This is a genomic window from Billgrantia pellis (assembly GCF_008297955.1).
Classification (GTDB): domain Bacteria; phylum Pseudomonadota; class Gammaproteobacteria; order Pseudomonadales; family Halomonadaceae; genus Halomonas; species Halomonas pellis.
In genome coordinates this window covers 66,805-80,476 of sequence record NZ_VTPY01000002.1, presented here as the reverse complement: position 1 = coordinate 80,476, position 13,672 = coordinate 66,805, and the positions used below count along the sequence as shown (strand labels likewise).

Genomic DNA, 13,672 nt, shown 5'->3' with positions numbered 1-13,672 from the left:
GCCGAGCACCGGATCAGGCCGAGCAAAAAGGATTCAACATGTTCGTACTCACCGAGACGCAGCAGCGACGCTGCCTTGTCCTTCTGGTCGCCTTCCACATCTTCGTGATCGCCGCCAGCAATTACCTGGTTCAATTGCCGTTCACCCTGTTCGGCTTCCATACCACCTGGGGTGCGTTCAGCTTTCCCTTCATTTTCCTGGCCACCGACCTCACCGTCAGGCTCTTCGGCAAAGAGCCGGCACGCGCCATTATCATGCGTGTCATGTGGCCGGCGCTGCTGATCTCCTATGTCGTCTCGGTCGCCTTCCCTCGCGGCAGCTTTGCCGGCCTGGAGGCGTTGGGCGAAGGAAACTTATTCGTCGCCCGCATCGCGCTGGCGAGCTTCATGGCCTACGTGCTCGGCCAGTTGCTCGACGTCCAGGTCTTCGATCGTCTGCGTCGGCTGAAGGCGTGGTGGATCGCGCCCGCCGTTTCGACCGTGCTGGGCAACCTGGCCGATACGGCGGCTTTCTTTGCCATGGCCTTTCATCGCAGTCCCGATCCCTTCATGGCGGCCCATTGGGTGGAAATTGCCGCAGTGGATTACATCATCAAGCTCGGCATCAGCCTGCTATTCTTCTTGCCGCTGTACGGCGTGCTGCTGGCGTGGCTGAGCCGCCGCATGGTGGCGCTGACCGGCCAGCAGGACCTGTCACCGCAGCGCCCCTGACCGACCCCATGAGAGCGGAGATGAAATGAGCGTCGAACTCAACTACCAGGATACGGGTGGCGAAGGCACGCCATTGTTCGTGATTCACGGCCTGATGGGCAGCGCGGATAATTGGCGTTCCCATGTCAAGCAATGGCAGGCGCATCATCGCGTAGTGGCCGTGGATCTTCGCAATCATGGCCGTTCGCCGCATGCCGAAGGCATGAGCTACGGCGAAATGGCGCAGGACCTGCTGGCGTTGATGGATCGACTGGCAGTGGAGCGTGCCCACCTTCTGGGCCACTCGATGGGCGGCAAGGTCGTGATCAGCGCCGCACGATTTACGCCCGAGCGTGTCGCCTCCTTGATCGTGGCCGATATCGCCCCGCAGGCCTACGGACACGGGCACGATGCCGTCTTCGCCGGTCTGCGCCGAGTCGAGGCAGGGAGCCCTACCAATCGCCGCGAAGCGGATGAGATGCTGGCGGAGCACGTCGACGAACGCGCTACGCGGCTGTTTCTCGCGACCAATCTCGTGCGAGGCGACGATGGCGTCTTGAGGTGGCGCATCGGGTTGGACCAGATCGAGCGCGACTACGATTCGATCATGCAGGCACCGGCCGGAGAGGGCGCTTACGAGGGTCCCACGCTGGTGCTGCGCGGCGGGCGTTCTCACTACGTACCGGATGAAGCGCTGCCGACACTGCGCAACGTGTTGCCGAATGCGCAAGTCGTCACCCTCGAGCAAGCGGGGCATTGGCTACACGCCGAACAGCCCGACGCGTTTCAGACCGCCGTCAACGACTTCCTGGCATCGCTCGCATCCTGAAGGCCGACCCTGAGGGCTATGGAGCGACACCCAGGTCAACGGCGATCCGCTCCAGCGGGGTGCCGTTGTCAATCACGCCCTGCTCAAGCAAGTACCGGTCGAAGCGCAGGTAACGACCTTGGTCGAGTGCAGCGGGCCGCAGCGACAGGCGGGGCAGGATATCGGTCCAGGCATCCCGAATCGTCAGATCGTTGAGGGCAGGTTCAGCGGCTACGAGTAACTCCCAGGCTTCCTGGGGGTGATCGAGACTCCATAGCGCCGCCTCTTCCAGCGCCGCCACCAACTGGCGCACCGCATCGCGCTTGCCATTGAGCCGGTCGCGATTCGCCATCAGGATGAGCCCATCGTGTGGCGGCAATCCGTGGTTCTCGATCGGCAGGACACGCATGGCAATGCCCTCGTCGGCGAGCTGTCGCGGCAGCAGGTGGCGTTGATGCACCAGAACGCCGTCGACCCTCTCCTCGCGCAGCGCATCGAGCACAGCGTAATTGACATCGACCGGCTCTATCAGGGCCAGCCCATCGCGCATCGACATCAGCTCCGCCAGCAGCCGCGCAAGCAGGATGTCGCGACCGTCCTGGTCGGTGTAGCCGATGCGCAATCCCTCGAGCTCATATGCCAGTGCCTCTTCTTCCGCTTGCGTATTCACGTCCGCACGCAGCATGAGTCCCGCGAGCGGCGTATCGATGAGCGTGGCGACACGCATCAACGGCAACCCCTTGTCGGCCAACAGGTGCAGCTGCGTTTGGCGTCCCACCGCCAGGTCCGTTCTACCGGCCGCCAGTAGTTTCGCCGGTACATTGGGATCGGCCGGAACCGATAGCCGGACCTCCAGCCCACGGCGCCGGAACATGCCTTTTTCACGGGCCACCAATAGAGCGGTGTGCTGCGGGTTGAGGTACCAGTCGAGCGTCACTTCCAACTGGACCATGGGGGGCGGGACGAGCGGGGCGGCCGGCTCGGTGACGACGGACGGCACCTCGTCCGGCGACTCGAGAAAGGGAGAAGGCACGGCGAACGGATCGATCGATAACAATCTCTTGAAAACACCCGGCCCCTTGACCGCTGGCGGGACCTCGACGATCGGGGACGCTTCCCGCTCGGCCAAGGTTTCGGTCTCCGGGAGGCGAGGGGGTACCACGATTCGTGTTTCCCGCTCCATCGGGGGAGCCACGAGCGCTTCGGCCTTGGCCCCGTCAGCACCGGCGAAGGCAACCGCCAGCCACAGCAAGGCCAGGGCAGCGAATGCCCATGACAGTGGGCGGTCCAGCAACCTGCGATAGGGTATGAGCATCCAGGGAAGCGTCTCCATCGGACTATGTAAGCTTCGGTAAGCGCGCAGTTTATCGCTGTCGCGATGGCGATGGCCAGGCGAACCGTACTCTGCCAGTCGCTGATGTCCATGTCATAATGGCGACTTCCCACCAAGAGGTCATGCATGGATACCATCAACACCCTGTTTCTTCTGACCGGTTTCCTGATTGCTCTGAGCGTCGTCGCCAGCCGCCTCTCTTCGATGGTCGGGCTGCCATTGCTATTGATCTTCCTGGGGCTCGGGATGCTGGCAGGGGAAGAGGGCGTTCTCGGCATTGAATTCGACGATTACTCTCTCGCCTTCCTTATCGGCCACCTGGCGCTGGCGATGATTCTGCTGGACGGTGGCCTGCGCACACGGCTCAAGACCTTCCGCGTCGGCTTCAAGCCGGCGTTGTCGCTTGCCACCCTGGGCGTTTTCATGACCAGTGGGCTCGTCGGCGTCTTCGCCATGTGGGTCTTCGACCTTACGCTAGTCCAGGGGCTGTTGGTGGGAGCCATCGTCGGGTCCACCGATGCCGCCGCGGTCTTTTCGATGCTCAGCGGTCGCGGCGTTCATCTCAACGAGCGGGTCAGCGCCACCCTCGAGATCGAATCCGGTACCAACGACCCGATGGCGATCTTTCTCACCGTCCTGCTGGTCGAGTTTCTGGTAGGGGACATACGCGATCCGTTATCGACGCTGCTGTTTCTGGTCTTCCAGTTCGGCCTGGCCCTGCTCATCGGCCTCGGTGGCGGTTGGCTCAGTGCCAAGTTGCTGCGCTGGCTCGACTTGGCTCCCGGCCTCTATTCGCTGCTGGCACTGGCGCTTGGCTTCTGCGTTTTCGGCGCCACCAGCTTTCTCGGCGGAAGCGGTTTCCTGGCGATCTATCTTACCGGTCTGATGATTGGCAATCAGCCCGGCCGGCACCTCAACTTCATTCTTCCCGTCCACGATGGCTTGGCGTGGCTGAGTCAGATCGGCCTGTTTCTCATTCTCGGATTGCTGGTCAATCCATCGGGATTGCTCGAGTATGCTCTCCCGGCCTCGCTGGTGGCGCTGGTACTGATCTTCGTGGCTCGCCCATTGGCGGTGTTGATCACCGTCAAGCCGTTCTTTCGCTTCCGCTGGCGAGAAATCACCTTCATTTCCTGGGTCGGGCTGCGGGGAGCGGTTCCCATCGTGCTCGCCATCTTTCCGGTCATCGGCGGCGTGGAGAATGCCGCGCTTTACTTCAATGTGGCCTTTGCCGTGGTCTTGCTGTCATTGCTGGTCCAGGGCGGCACATTACCCTTAATGGCCCGCTGGACTCGGGTGGAGATTCCTTCGAGCGTGGCGCCCAACCATCGGGGGCCGCTGGGGATCCTGCCGGAAAACGATTATGAAATGTTCGTCTACCAAGTCGACAATCAAGACCTCGACGATGTGCCGATTCGCCTTTTACGATTCCCCTCCGGCGCCATCATCTCGGCCCTTTTCCGGCAGCATGCCATGCTTCATCCCAAAGGCAGTACCCGGCTCAAGTTCGGTGACGTCATCTGCGTTATCGGTCGCAGCGGCGACCTGCCGGCGCTCAATCGACTATTCAGCGGAGAGGCCAAGCTCAAGCGCGAACGGGCATTCTTCGGCACCTTTACCTTTGACGGTGATGCTCAAATGAAGGATATCGCCAGTGTCTACGGCCTGACGCTGAGTCCCGGGGAGAGCGACATGACTCTGGGCGAGTTCGTCTCGCTGCGGGTCGGGGGGCACCCCGTGGTCGGGGACGATGTCGATTGGCATGGTATCCACTGGGTCGTCAGTGAAATGGATGGCAACCGGGTCACACGGGTCGGCCTACGTCTTTATTGAGATCAGCGGTTTGCGTTCAACCTTCATGAAGAGTACGCAAGAGCGGATGGACCTTGCGCCTCTTGTCGACTTGCCATCGAGGGTAACATTGTGTGTCGAGTTGTAGGCCGCGATTTGCATGGCTTGAACCCGCCTCGTGCAGTGCCTATCTTCCTACTTACCCTGACAGCTTCACAGCCAAGGAGGTGTTGCTCATGACACGCGGACTAGGAGGTCATTCACCGGCCAACATCGCTTATCATCTCAAGGGAGTGGATTTTCCGGCTCGACGTGATGATCTCGAGAAGCAGGCGAAAGCCAACGGAGCCGAGGATGAAGTGCTGGAGGTCATACGTCGCTTGCCGGACCAAGAATATGACAGCATGGCTGACGTCACCAAAGGCATTGGTGACGTGGAATAACGGCTCTTGAGAAATACCGATCAGGCTCAAGCGCACTCAAGGACGAGAACCAGAGAGGTGTGGTAATGCTCAAATTCCTGGCAAGCACGGTAGGGGTCATATTTCTAATAGGCTTGGTCGTGGTTATCGGCCTGCTGATGCTCATATTCTGATAGGTGATCAGACGCCGGTACCGGTAAAAGGAGCAGAAGTTCGCTCGATGGACTTGTTCCCTGAATAGCGCACCTTCCGAGAAGTCAGCAAAGGGCCAGGTAAATCGCTTGGCCCTTTTTTCTGCCGTTGAAATCAGCAGCTATCGCCGACACAGTGCAGACTTGGTTAGACTCAATGGCATAAGGATAACCGGAGCCTGCGATGTTGCTTTCTCGTTATCATTGGATGGTGCTGCTTTCCGGCCAACTAATGGGAACTTTCCTTTTCCAGATTCTGGAGTGGCCACCGGATGACAACCATGATCTGTTCCTCTCATTCGGTGCCATGCTGGTGCCTACGACCCTGGCACTTGCCTGCGCTCTGTTGGGACGCATCCGCGGCCGGCAGGGGGCCACGACCGGCCTGATAGTCGGTTACGTCATTTTTTTCGCGCCTGCCAGCGTTGTCATATTCGCTAACTGACACAACGACATGCGCCCGGCCAAAGCCGGGCGCCAAGTGGAGGCTACGATCGGGTTAACCGGAAATGGCGAAACTTCCGGCATTGAGCCAGAGATGGGTGGCAACGCTGGCAGCGTAGCCAAGCGCAATGGCAGGCGCCCAACGCAAGTGCCCCAGGAAGGTATAGTTGCCACGTGCCTGACCCATCAGGGCGACACCCGCTGCGGAGCCGATCGATAGCAGGCTGCCGCCGACACCGGCAGTCAGCGTGATCAGCAGCCAATGCCCATGCGACATGTCGGGCGCCATGGTCAGCACGGCAAACATCACGGGGATGTTGTCGACCACGGCGGATACCACCCCCAGCACGATATTGGCCCAAGTGGCATCCCAACCGGCATAAAGCGTTTCGGAAAGCATGCCGAGATACCCCAGGAAACCCAGGCCGCCAACCGCCACCACCACGCCATAGAAGAAGAGCAGGGTATCCCACTCGGAGCGGGCCACGCGATTGAAGACATCGAAGGGAACCACGCTACCTAACTGGCGTAGCTTGCGCTCGTCGCCGCGTCGGGTATAGCGGATCCGCTTCTTCTCCAGCGAGCGCGGCAGGGTCATACGCAAGAAGTAGCCGAAGAACTGCAGATAGCCAAGGCCGGTCATCATCCCCAGTACCGGTGGCAGGTGCAGCAGGGTATGGCAGGCCACGGCAGTGGCGATCGTCAGCAGAAACAGAAGGACGATACGCCGAGCACCGCGCTTGAGCCAGACGTCTTCGTAGACCCCCTCCGGTTTGCGGTTGTTGATGAAGAAGGTCATCAGAATGGCAGGGATCAGGAAGTTGACGAGCGCGGGGACCAGCAGGGTGAAGAATTCGTAGAACTGCACGATGCCGGCCTGCCAGACCATTAGGGTGGTGATGTCGCCGAAAGGGCTGAAGGCGCCGCCGGCGTTGGCCGCCACGACGATATTGATACAGGCCAGGTTGATGAAGCGCTTGTCGCCTTCGGCCACCTTGGTGACCACGGCGCACATCAGCATGGCCGTCGTGAGGTTATCGGCGATCGGCGAGATCACGAAGGAGAGGCCGCCGGTCAACCAGAATAGCTGCTTGTAACTGAATCCCTTGCGAATCATCCAGGAGCGAAGCGCATCGAAGACACGCCGCTCGTCCATGGCGTTTATATACGTCATCGCCACCAGCAGAAAGAGCATCAGCTCGGCGAATTCGAGCAACGTCTCGCGAAACGCGTGCTCGGCTTCGTCGGGCATGCCTGACTGCACGTAGACCCAACCGATCATGAACCAGATCAAACCGGCCGCCACCAGTACCGGCTTCGATTTACGCATGTGCAATTTTTCCTCACCCATGACAAGCGCATAGGCGAGAACGAAGATGGCAACGGCAATGTAGCCGACGGTCGAATCAGTCAAATCCAAACTGCCCGTCGCCGCCAGCACGACAGGGCTGAACGGCAGAAGGCAGAAAACCAGCAATAGGGCATTCGGCCATCGGGGAATTCCCCGTAGCCTGGGTTTTGAACTACAGCCGATTGGCATGGAGGCAAGTCCTGTGTGTTAAGGTTCTCAGGAAGAGGTGAAGAAAGCGCCTGAATTTTACCATGCCCTATTGCGGTGCAACAGTTAGCCGGAAGAGGTAGAGCGGTTTTGCTGCTAGACTTTGGTCAATAAAAAACCCCTGCTTTTGCAGGGGTTTTCTACGAAAGAGGAAGTGGCGGAGGGACAGGGATTCGAACCCTGGGAGGGCGTTAACCCTCGCCGGTTTTCAAGACCGGTGCATTCAACCGCTCTGCCATCCCTCCGGCTCACGGAGGCGAATATTACCAGCTATCCTCATGAGGTCAAGGGCTTCCAGACATCATCGATCGGAGAGTCTGCATGTCCGGTAACCAACATTCTGAAGTGAGTCCTGTTCCAGCCGTATCGGTGGCATTGAGGCGTCGCGGCAGGATTCTGACGATCCGGCGCCGCAACCCACCCAATGCCGGCATGCTGGCACTGCCTGGAGGTCGTATCGAAGCCGGTGAACCTTTGCTGGAAGCCGCCATTCGCGAGCTGCGTGAGGAGACCGGCATCGAGGCATCAGCCGTAGGCATCCTTACCGCCTTCGATCAGCTCGACCATGACGACACGGGGCGACTGTCGAGCCATTTCGTCATCGTGGTGGTATTGTGTCGTTGGCAGCGGGGCGAGGGAGTGGCCAGCGACGACGCCAGCGAGATCAAATGGCTGGAGGCGGGCCAGGTGCGCACCGAACCGAGCCTGTGCGCCAGCGCACGGCGGATCGCTGGCGAATTTCTCGATACGGTGCGCTGAAGAGCCGTTGAGACTTGAAGAACTAAGGACTTGCGTCGGGAACCAACCGACGGCATTCTTGGTCCACTGCCAAGATCAATTACGATCAACCACAGGGAGCTTTGGATCAATGGCCTATCACGACACTCACGTGGCCCAGCGCTCGTCGGCATCCGTCACTTCCAGCAGCAAGGTGCTGCGCAACACCTACGCGCTGCTGGCCATGACACTGCTGTTCTCCGCTGTGACAGCGGGTGCCGCCGTGGCAATGGGCGTCGAACGAATGAATATCTTCGTCTTCTTCGTTGGCGCTTACGGGCTGATGTTCCTGGTGCACAAGACGGCCAACTCGGCCGCCGGCCTGCTGGCCACTTTCGCTTTTACCGGTTTCATGGGCTTTACCCTTGGCCCGATCCTCAACGCCTATCTGGCATTGCCCAATGGCGCTGCGCTGATCATGAACGCGCTGGCAATGACAGGCCTGACCTTCATCGGCTTGTCCGCCGTGGCGCTAGTGACCAAGAAGGACTTCAGCTTCCTAGGCAATTTCCTGATGGCGGGCGCTATCGTGCTGATCCTGGCCATGGTGGCGGGGCTGATCTTTCAGATTCCGACCCTGATGCTGATGGTGTCGGCCGGCTTCGTGCTGTTCGCCTCGGCGGCCATCCTCTACCAGACCAGCGAGATCGTACATCGCGCCGGCGAGACCAACTATATCCTCGCCACCATTACGCTCTACGTTTCAATCTACAACCTCTTCGTCAGCCTGCTCTCGCTGCTCGGCATCATGAGCAACGACTGAGACACCGTTACCGGTGAGCGAGGGCCTCGCGCGAGCGAGGCCTTTGCGTTTGAGAACGGAAGCAGCCAATGCGCTACGGCCTACTCGTCCAGGGGGCGCCCTACAGCAGCCAGGCGTCCCATTCCGCACTTCGCTTCGCCAGGGCGCTGATCGCGCGCGGTCATCGCCTGGAGAGCGTCTTCTTCTATCATGATGGGGTATACAATGCGGCGAGGCTGGCAGCCCCGCCTCAGGACGAACCGCACCTCATCGACGCCTGGAACGGACTCAATGCTGAGCATGGCACTCAGTTGCAGGTCTGCATTGCCGCCGCCCTGCGACGTGGCTTGCTCGACGAACTAGAGTCCGCCCGGCATGGAAAGAGGGGGCACGCCGTCGAATCGCCTTTTGAGCTTACCGGACTTGGCCAGTTGATCGATCTGGGGCATGAGGTCGATCGTCTCGTCACGTTTGCGCCTTGAAGCAATGCCCGAGGAGAGCGCTGATGTCCTCCCCCTCCGATGCCAATGGCGATCTGTTGATCATCCTGCGTCACGCTCCCCATGGGAGCAGTTGGCTGCGTGAAGGCCTAGACGCCGCCTTGGTCGCCGCCGCCTTCGGCAAGAGCGTCAGCCTGCTGTTTCAGGGAGACGGCATCATGGCCCTGATCCCGGGGCAGGGCGCCGGTGCCCTGGGACAGAAGGGAACCGCAGCGACGCTGGATATGCTGGCCATGTACGATATCGAATCGCTCTATGTGGATGCCTCGGCGTTGGATCGATTCGGCATGACACCCGACGATCTACAGCTTCCGGCACTGCCCGTCGATGATGCGACAATCTCGCGGCTGATTGCCGTTCATCGGCTCATACTGACTTTTTGACGGTAGTGTCAACGCGACGAGGCCGCTCATGATCCTGCATATTCTCAATCGCTCTCCCGGCACCAGTCTGGTATATCGGGACACCCTGTCCGCCATGGGACCAGAGGATCGACTGCTCTTGACCGAGGATGGCGTGCTGGGTGCGCTGACATCGCAAGTGCGCCACTTCCAGGCGGTTCAAGGCCGCCTTTTTGCCCTGCGCGAGGATCTGGTAGCCCGCGGGCTCATAGGGCGCTGTGACGAAACCGTCCAGGTCGTCGATGTGGATGGCTTCGTCACCCTGACCGAAGAGGCGGACAAGACAGTGAGCTGGTTCTGATGGCTTCCACCGAGATCGATCGCTATCTGACGGTGGTGGAACGCGACGTGGCTCTCGACCCAGAGGGCTACCTGGTGAACCTCGCCGACTGGTCGCCGGAGGTGGCCCAAGCCATGGCGAGGGAAGAGGGGCGTGAGCTAACCGACGAGCATTGGGAAGTCATCACGGTGATCCGCGATTTCTACGCCCGCTACGAGACGTCTCCTGCAATGCGGCCATTGGTCAAGGCGGTCGCTCAAGCGCTGGGGGCGGAAAAGGGACGTTCGCTACATCTGATGAAGCTTTTTCCCGACAGCCCGGCCAAGGAGGCCGCGCGACTCGCCGGCCTGCCCAAGCCCGCCAACTGCCTCTGACGGTGGCGACATGAACTTCCTGGCCCATGCTTGGCTGGCCCGCGGTGGCAGCGACGATTTCCTTTACGGCAACCTGATCGCCGACGGGGTCAAGGGAAGCGATCTCTCGGCCTGGCCCGGCGCAGTGGCCGGCGGGATTCGCCATCATCGTCGGGTCGATGCCTATGTCGATACGCATCCGATCGTGCGCGAGGCACGCAGCCGGGCTCCTCGTCCGCAGCGTCGCTATGCGGGCATCGCCCTTGATCTGGTCTGGGATCATTTCGTTGCCCGCGAGCTGGGCCTGCATCGTCGTCGCTCGGCGCTGGTGCTGCGAAGCTACGACGTGCTTAGGCACCGTCCCGCCCCGACGCGCCTGGAGCACATGGTTCCCGCTTTGGTGGCGCAGGATTGGCTGCACCGCTACGCCGACTTCGACTTCACCTGCGGCGCGGTACGCGGCATTGGGCAGCGTCTGTCGGGGCCGAATCGCCTGGCCGAGCTGGTGCCGTGGCTCCAGGAGGACTATGTCTGGCTGGAGCGGGACTTTCGGCGTCTCTGGCCGATGCTCCTCGATGAACTCGAAATCATACCGTACGACTGATGCCTAGGAGGCGTCTCAGTCGACTCGCAGCCACAGGCAGTCGATCCTGTCGCCCTCATCGATAGTCGCGTCGGCGGGTATCACTGCTAGCGCATCGGCACCGACACAGGAAGAAAGCACGCCGGAGCCTTGATCCGGGAAAGCGTGCGCGGTGATGTCTCTGCCATCCATCGTCAGGGTGACGCGCATATAATGTCGGCGCGCTCCGGTGCGGGCCGCGAAGGCGGCGCGAGCAGGCAAGACAGGCAGGCTGCCCATCGCTGGGCAATCGAGCAGGGCGCCCATCAGCGGACGCAGAAAGAGCCAGGCAGCAACGAAGCTGGAGACGGGATTGCCGGGCAGTCCGATGAAGCGAACCGTACGCGTATCGCTGCCGGCGAGCCGCCCCAACGCGAGAGGTTTGCCTGGCTTGAGCGCCAGGCGCCAGAGGTCGAGTTGGCCGACTGCCTCGATGGCTGCCTTGACATGGTCCTCCTCGCCCACACTGACCCCACCCGTCGACACCACCACATCGGCCTGCTCGGCAGCGAGCGCCAATATGGCCCGAGTTCCCTCGGCATCATCGGGCATCGAGGCGATGAAAGTCACCTCGGCCCCGAAACTTTCCAGCAGGTTCCGCAGCATGGCGCGGTTGGAATTGTAGATTTGGCCGGGTCCGAGCGCCTGGCCGGGTTCGACGATCTCGTCGCCACTGTTGAGCAGGGCGCAGCGTGGGCGGCGGCGCACCGACACCTCGACGATCCCTTGGCTCGCCAGATACCCCAGCGCCGCGGCATCCAGACGCTCGCCGCGCTCGAGCAACACGGCGCCGGCCGTCACGTCGCTTCCGCGATGGCGCACGTTGTTGTTCACTGTCACCGGGGCCGGGATTATCGCTTCGCCGCCGTCGAGTTCGACCTTTTCTTGCATTACCACGCAGTCGGCACCGGGCGGCAGCGCTGCGCCGGTGAAGATCCGGGCGCAGGTGCCACGGGCCAAAGGTTGCGGGGCCATGCCGGCCGCGATGCGCTGGGAAATGGGCAACCGTGCACCGGCGTCGGCATGGTGCAGGGCGTAGCCATCCATCGCGCTGTTGTCGAATGGCGGCACATCGAGACGAGCGATGACCTCTTCGGCCAGGACGCGGCGCTTTGCCACCTCACAGGCCACGATTTCCGAATCGACGGGTGTCACGCCTCTGAGCAGCGCAGCTAACGCCGCTTCGACGCTCTGCAGTTCAGCCATGCTGGCCTCGTTCCGGAATGACCAGGTTGGCGAAATTGCAGGGTTGGTGGCGACTATCGAGCTGTTCGACGAGCAGGCCGTCCCACGCCGTGCGACATGCGCCGCTCGAGCCCGGCAGGCAGAATACCGCGGTGGCGTTGGCCAATCCGCCTAGGCAGCGGCTCTGAATGGTTGAACTGCCGATTTCCCCATAAGAGAGCTGGCGGAACTGCTCGCCAAACCCCTCGATTCGCTTGTCGAGAAGCACCGAGACCGCCTCTGGCGTTGAGTCGCGCCCGGTGAAGCCGGTTCCGCCGGTGGTCAGAACGACCTGAATCCCCGGCTCGGCGATCCATTCGGAGACCACCGCCCGGATACGGTAGACGTCATCGGCGACGATGCGTCGCTCGGCGAGACGATGCCCGGCCTCGGCGAGGCGCTCGGCGAGCAGGGCGCCGCTGCGGTCGTTGCTGAAATCGCGCGTATCGGAGATGGTAAGCACCGCAATATTGAGCGGAATCATCGCCTCGCTCATGTATCCCGTTCCCGCTTTTGGGCCTGGCGTACCTCGAGCGCAGCTAGCTGCTCCGGGGTCGCCGGCAGCTGATGATTCGCCTTCCACACCTCGTAAGGCATGCCGTAGACGTATTCGCGTGCAGCCTCGTAATCGAGTTCGGCGCCCTCGTCCTCGGCGGCTGCGACCAGCCATTTCGAGAGACAGTTGCGGCAGAAGTCGGCAAGGATCATCAGATCGATGTTCTGCACATCCCTGTTGGCGTCCAGGTGGCGCATCAGGCGGCGAAAGGCGGCCGCCTCCAGCCGGGTACGTGTCGCGTCGTCGAGATGCTTCATGAGAAGGCTCCTTGTTGAGATTGCCTCAGGATAACAAATCACGGCGGAGTCACGTGACAGGCTCGACGGACTCGATTAGGCGGCGTCACCTCTCGTACACACCGAGAGCACCACGGCATCCTCTTCGCTCACCGAAACCAGCGCATGGCCCATGTCGCTATCGAAGTAGATACTGTCGCCTTGGGCGAGCTGCAGCGGTTCGTAGAATTCGGTATATAGCTGTATCTCGCCCGTCAGCACCATCAAGAACTCCTCGCCATCATGGCGGACCCATTCGCTGAACTCGTCGAAGCTACGCGCACGCACGATAGTCTTGAACGGTATCATGCGTTTCTGGGCCAGTTCGCAACTGAGCAGTTCATGCTCGTAGGTCGGGGTGGGGTGGTGCTGACCTTCGCCCTGCCGGGTCAGGTCACGCCGGCCCATGGTTCGCGCCTGCACCCGGGGCGGTGTCAGCAGTTGGGGCAGATCGATGCCAAGGCCGTTGATCAGTTTCTGGACCGCGGTAAACGTGGGCGAAATCTGGTTGTTCTCGATCTTGGACAAGGTGGAGCGCGCCAGGCCGGTACGCTGGCTTACGTCCTCTAGTGTCCAGTGATTAGCGAGACGGATTTCCTTGAGTCTCTCGCCCAGGCGCAGTGGCTCGACGAAGGGCTTGCGCCCGGAAGCGATGCGCAGGGCGGCCTGCTGGTCGGTATTGGCGGGCATCGATGAATTCACTATT

At 61.2% G+C, this 13,672-nt stretch carries 19 protein-coding genes and 1 tRNA gene; 13 read left to right on the top strand and 7 right to left on the bottom strand.

Annotated elements, in window-relative coordinates; all coding sequences use genetic code 11:
* Positions 1-38: 38 nt before the first annotated feature.
* Complete coding sequence (locus F0A17_RS03930) at positions 39-710, top strand: 7-cyano-7-deazaguanine/7-aminomethyl-7-deazaguanine transporter (RefSeq protein ID WP_149327066.1); 672 nt, start codon at positions 39-41, stop codon at positions 708-710.
* 25 nt (positions 711-735) lie between these two features.
* On the top strand, positions 736-1,518 hold the full coding sequence (locus F0A17_RS03925) for an alpha/beta fold hydrolase (RefSeq protein ID WP_149327065.1): 783 nt from the start codon (positions 736-738) through the stop codon (positions 1,516-1,518).
* A gap of 16 nt (positions 1,519-1,534) precedes the next feature.
* On the opposite strand, the gene F0A17_RS03920 is transcribed toward F0A17_RS03925, so the two are convergent.
* Positions 1,535-2,812 (bottom strand): ABC transporter substrate-binding protein, encoded by a 1,278-nt coding sequence (locus F0A17_RS03920; RefSeq protein ID WP_187774623.1) that lies wholly within the window; start codon positions 2,810-2,812, stop codon positions 1,535-1,537.
* Between the two features lie 144 nt (positions 2,813-2,956).
* Here F0A17_RS03920 and F0A17_RS03915 point away from each other — a divergent pair, with 144 nt between their 5' ends.
* The 4 genes from F0A17_RS03915 to F0A17_RS03905 all read left to right on the top strand — a co-directional run bounded on the left by F0A17_RS03915 (position 2,957) and on the right by F0A17_RS03905 (position 5,679).
* Positions 2,957-4,663, top strand: a complete 1,707-nt coding sequence (locus F0A17_RS03915; protein ID WP_149327063.1) for a potassium/proton antiporter — start codon at positions 2,957-2,959, stop codon at positions 4,661-4,663.
* Between the two features lie 194 nt (positions 4,664-4,857).
* Positions 4,858-5,064 carry a DUF2795 domain-containing protein gene (locus tag F0A17_RS03910; RefSeq protein WP_149327062.1) on the top strand — a complete coding sequence of 69 codons (207 nt, stop codon included), beginning with the start codon at positions 4,858-4,860 and terminating at the stop codon, positions 5,062-5,064.
* Positions 5,065-5,129: 65 nt separating this feature from the next.
* Positions 5,130-5,216, top strand: a complete 87-nt coding sequence (locus F0A17_RS21055; protein WP_459076708.1) for a small membrane protein YohP — start codon at positions 5,130-5,132, stop codon at positions 5,214-5,216.
* 202 nt (positions 5,217-5,418) lie between these two features.
* Positions 5,419-5,679 (top strand): hypothetical protein, encoded by a 261-nt coding sequence (locus F0A17_RS03905; RefSeq protein WP_149327061.1) that lies wholly within the window; start codon positions 5,419-5,421, stop codon positions 5,677-5,679.
* 54 nt (positions 5,680-5,733) lie between these two features.
* Here F0A17_RS03905 and nhaD read toward each other — a convergent pair whose 3' ends face one another.
* A complete protein-coding gene (gene nhaD / locus F0A17_RS03900; RefSeq protein WP_149327060.1) occupies positions 5,734-7,218 on the bottom strand; it encodes a sodium:proton antiporter NhaD in 1,485 nt (494 codons plus the stop codon).
* Between the two features lie 173 nt (positions 7,219-7,391).
* A tRNA-Ser gene (locus F0A17_RS03895) sits at positions 7,392-7,481 on the bottom strand.
* A gap of 76 nt (positions 7,482-7,557) precedes the next feature.
* Between F0A17_RS03895 and F0A17_RS03890 the strand changes: the two genes are divergently transcribed.
* From F0A17_RS03890 to F0A17_RS03860, 7 genes are all read left to right on the top strand, one after another.
* On the top strand, positions 7,558-7,995 hold the full coding sequence (locus F0A17_RS03890) for an NUDIX hydrolase (RefSeq protein WP_149327059.1): 438 nt from the start codon (positions 7,558-7,560) through the stop codon (positions 7,993-7,995).
* Positions 7,996-8,104: 109 nt separating this feature from the next.
* A complete protein-coding gene (locus F0A17_RS03885) occupies positions 8,105-8,776 on the top strand; it encodes a Bax inhibitor-1/YccA family protein (protein WP_149327058.1) in 672 nt (223 codons plus the stop codon).
* 68 nt (positions 8,777-8,844) lie between these two features.
* A complete protein-coding gene (gene tusD / locus F0A17_RS03880; RefSeq protein ID WP_149327057.1) occupies positions 8,845-9,237 on the top strand; it encodes a sulfurtransferase complex subunit TusD in 393 nt (130 codons plus the stop codon).
* 23 nt (positions 9,238-9,260) lie between these two features.
* Entirely contained in the window at positions 9,261-9,638 is a 378-nt protein-coding gene (tusC, locus tag F0A17_RS03875; protein WP_149327056.1) for a sulfurtransferase complex subunit TusC, read from the top strand.
* A gap of 28 nt (positions 9,639-9,666) precedes the next feature.
* Positions 9,667-9,957 (top strand): sulfurtransferase complex subunit TusB, encoded by a 291-nt coding sequence (gene tusB / locus F0A17_RS03870; protein WP_149327055.1) that lies wholly within the window; start codon positions 9,667-9,669, stop codon positions 9,955-9,957.
* Positions 9,957-10,310: a TusE/DsrC/DsvC family sulfur relay protein gene (locus F0A17_RS03865; protein WP_149327054.1), complete on the top strand. Its 354-nt coding sequence runs from the start codon at positions 9,957-9,959 to the stop codon at positions 10,308-10,310. Before tusB ends, F0A17_RS03865 begins: the two co-directional genes overlap by 1 nt.
* A gap of 10 nt (positions 10,311-10,320) precedes the next feature.
* Entirely contained in the window at positions 10,321-10,893 is a 573-nt protein-coding gene (locus F0A17_RS03860) for an acyl carrier protein phosphodiesterase (protein WP_149327053.1), read from the top strand.
* Between the two features lie 15 nt (positions 10,894-10,908).
* On the opposite strand, the gene F0A17_RS03855 is transcribed toward F0A17_RS03860, so the two are convergent.
* From F0A17_RS03855 to F0A17_RS03840, 4 genes are all read right to left on the bottom strand, one after another.
* Entirely contained in the window at positions 10,909-12,117 is a 1,209-nt protein-coding gene (locus tag F0A17_RS03855) for a molybdopterin molybdotransferase MoeA (RefSeq protein WP_149327052.1), read from the bottom strand.
* Positions 12,110-12,631, bottom strand: coding sequence for a molybdenum cofactor biosynthesis protein B (gene moaB / locus F0A17_RS03850; protein WP_149327051.1), 522 nt, complete (start codon positions 12,629-12,631; stop codon positions 12,110-12,112). Before moaB ends, F0A17_RS03855 begins: the two co-directional genes overlap by 8 nt.
* Positions 12,628-12,948, bottom strand: coding sequence for a DUF1244 domain-containing protein (locus tag F0A17_RS03845; RefSeq protein ID WP_149327050.1), 321 nt, complete (start codon positions 12,946-12,948; stop codon positions 12,628-12,630). Before F0A17_RS03845 ends, moaB begins: the two co-directional genes overlap by 4 nt.
* 75 nt (positions 12,949-13,023) lie before the next feature.
* Positions 13,024-13,656, bottom strand: a complete 633-nt coding sequence (locus F0A17_RS03840) for a helix-turn-helix domain-containing protein (RefSeq protein ID WP_149327049.1) — start codon at positions 13,654-13,656, stop codon at positions 13,024-13,026.
* Positions 13,657-13,672: the final 16 nt, after the last annotated feature.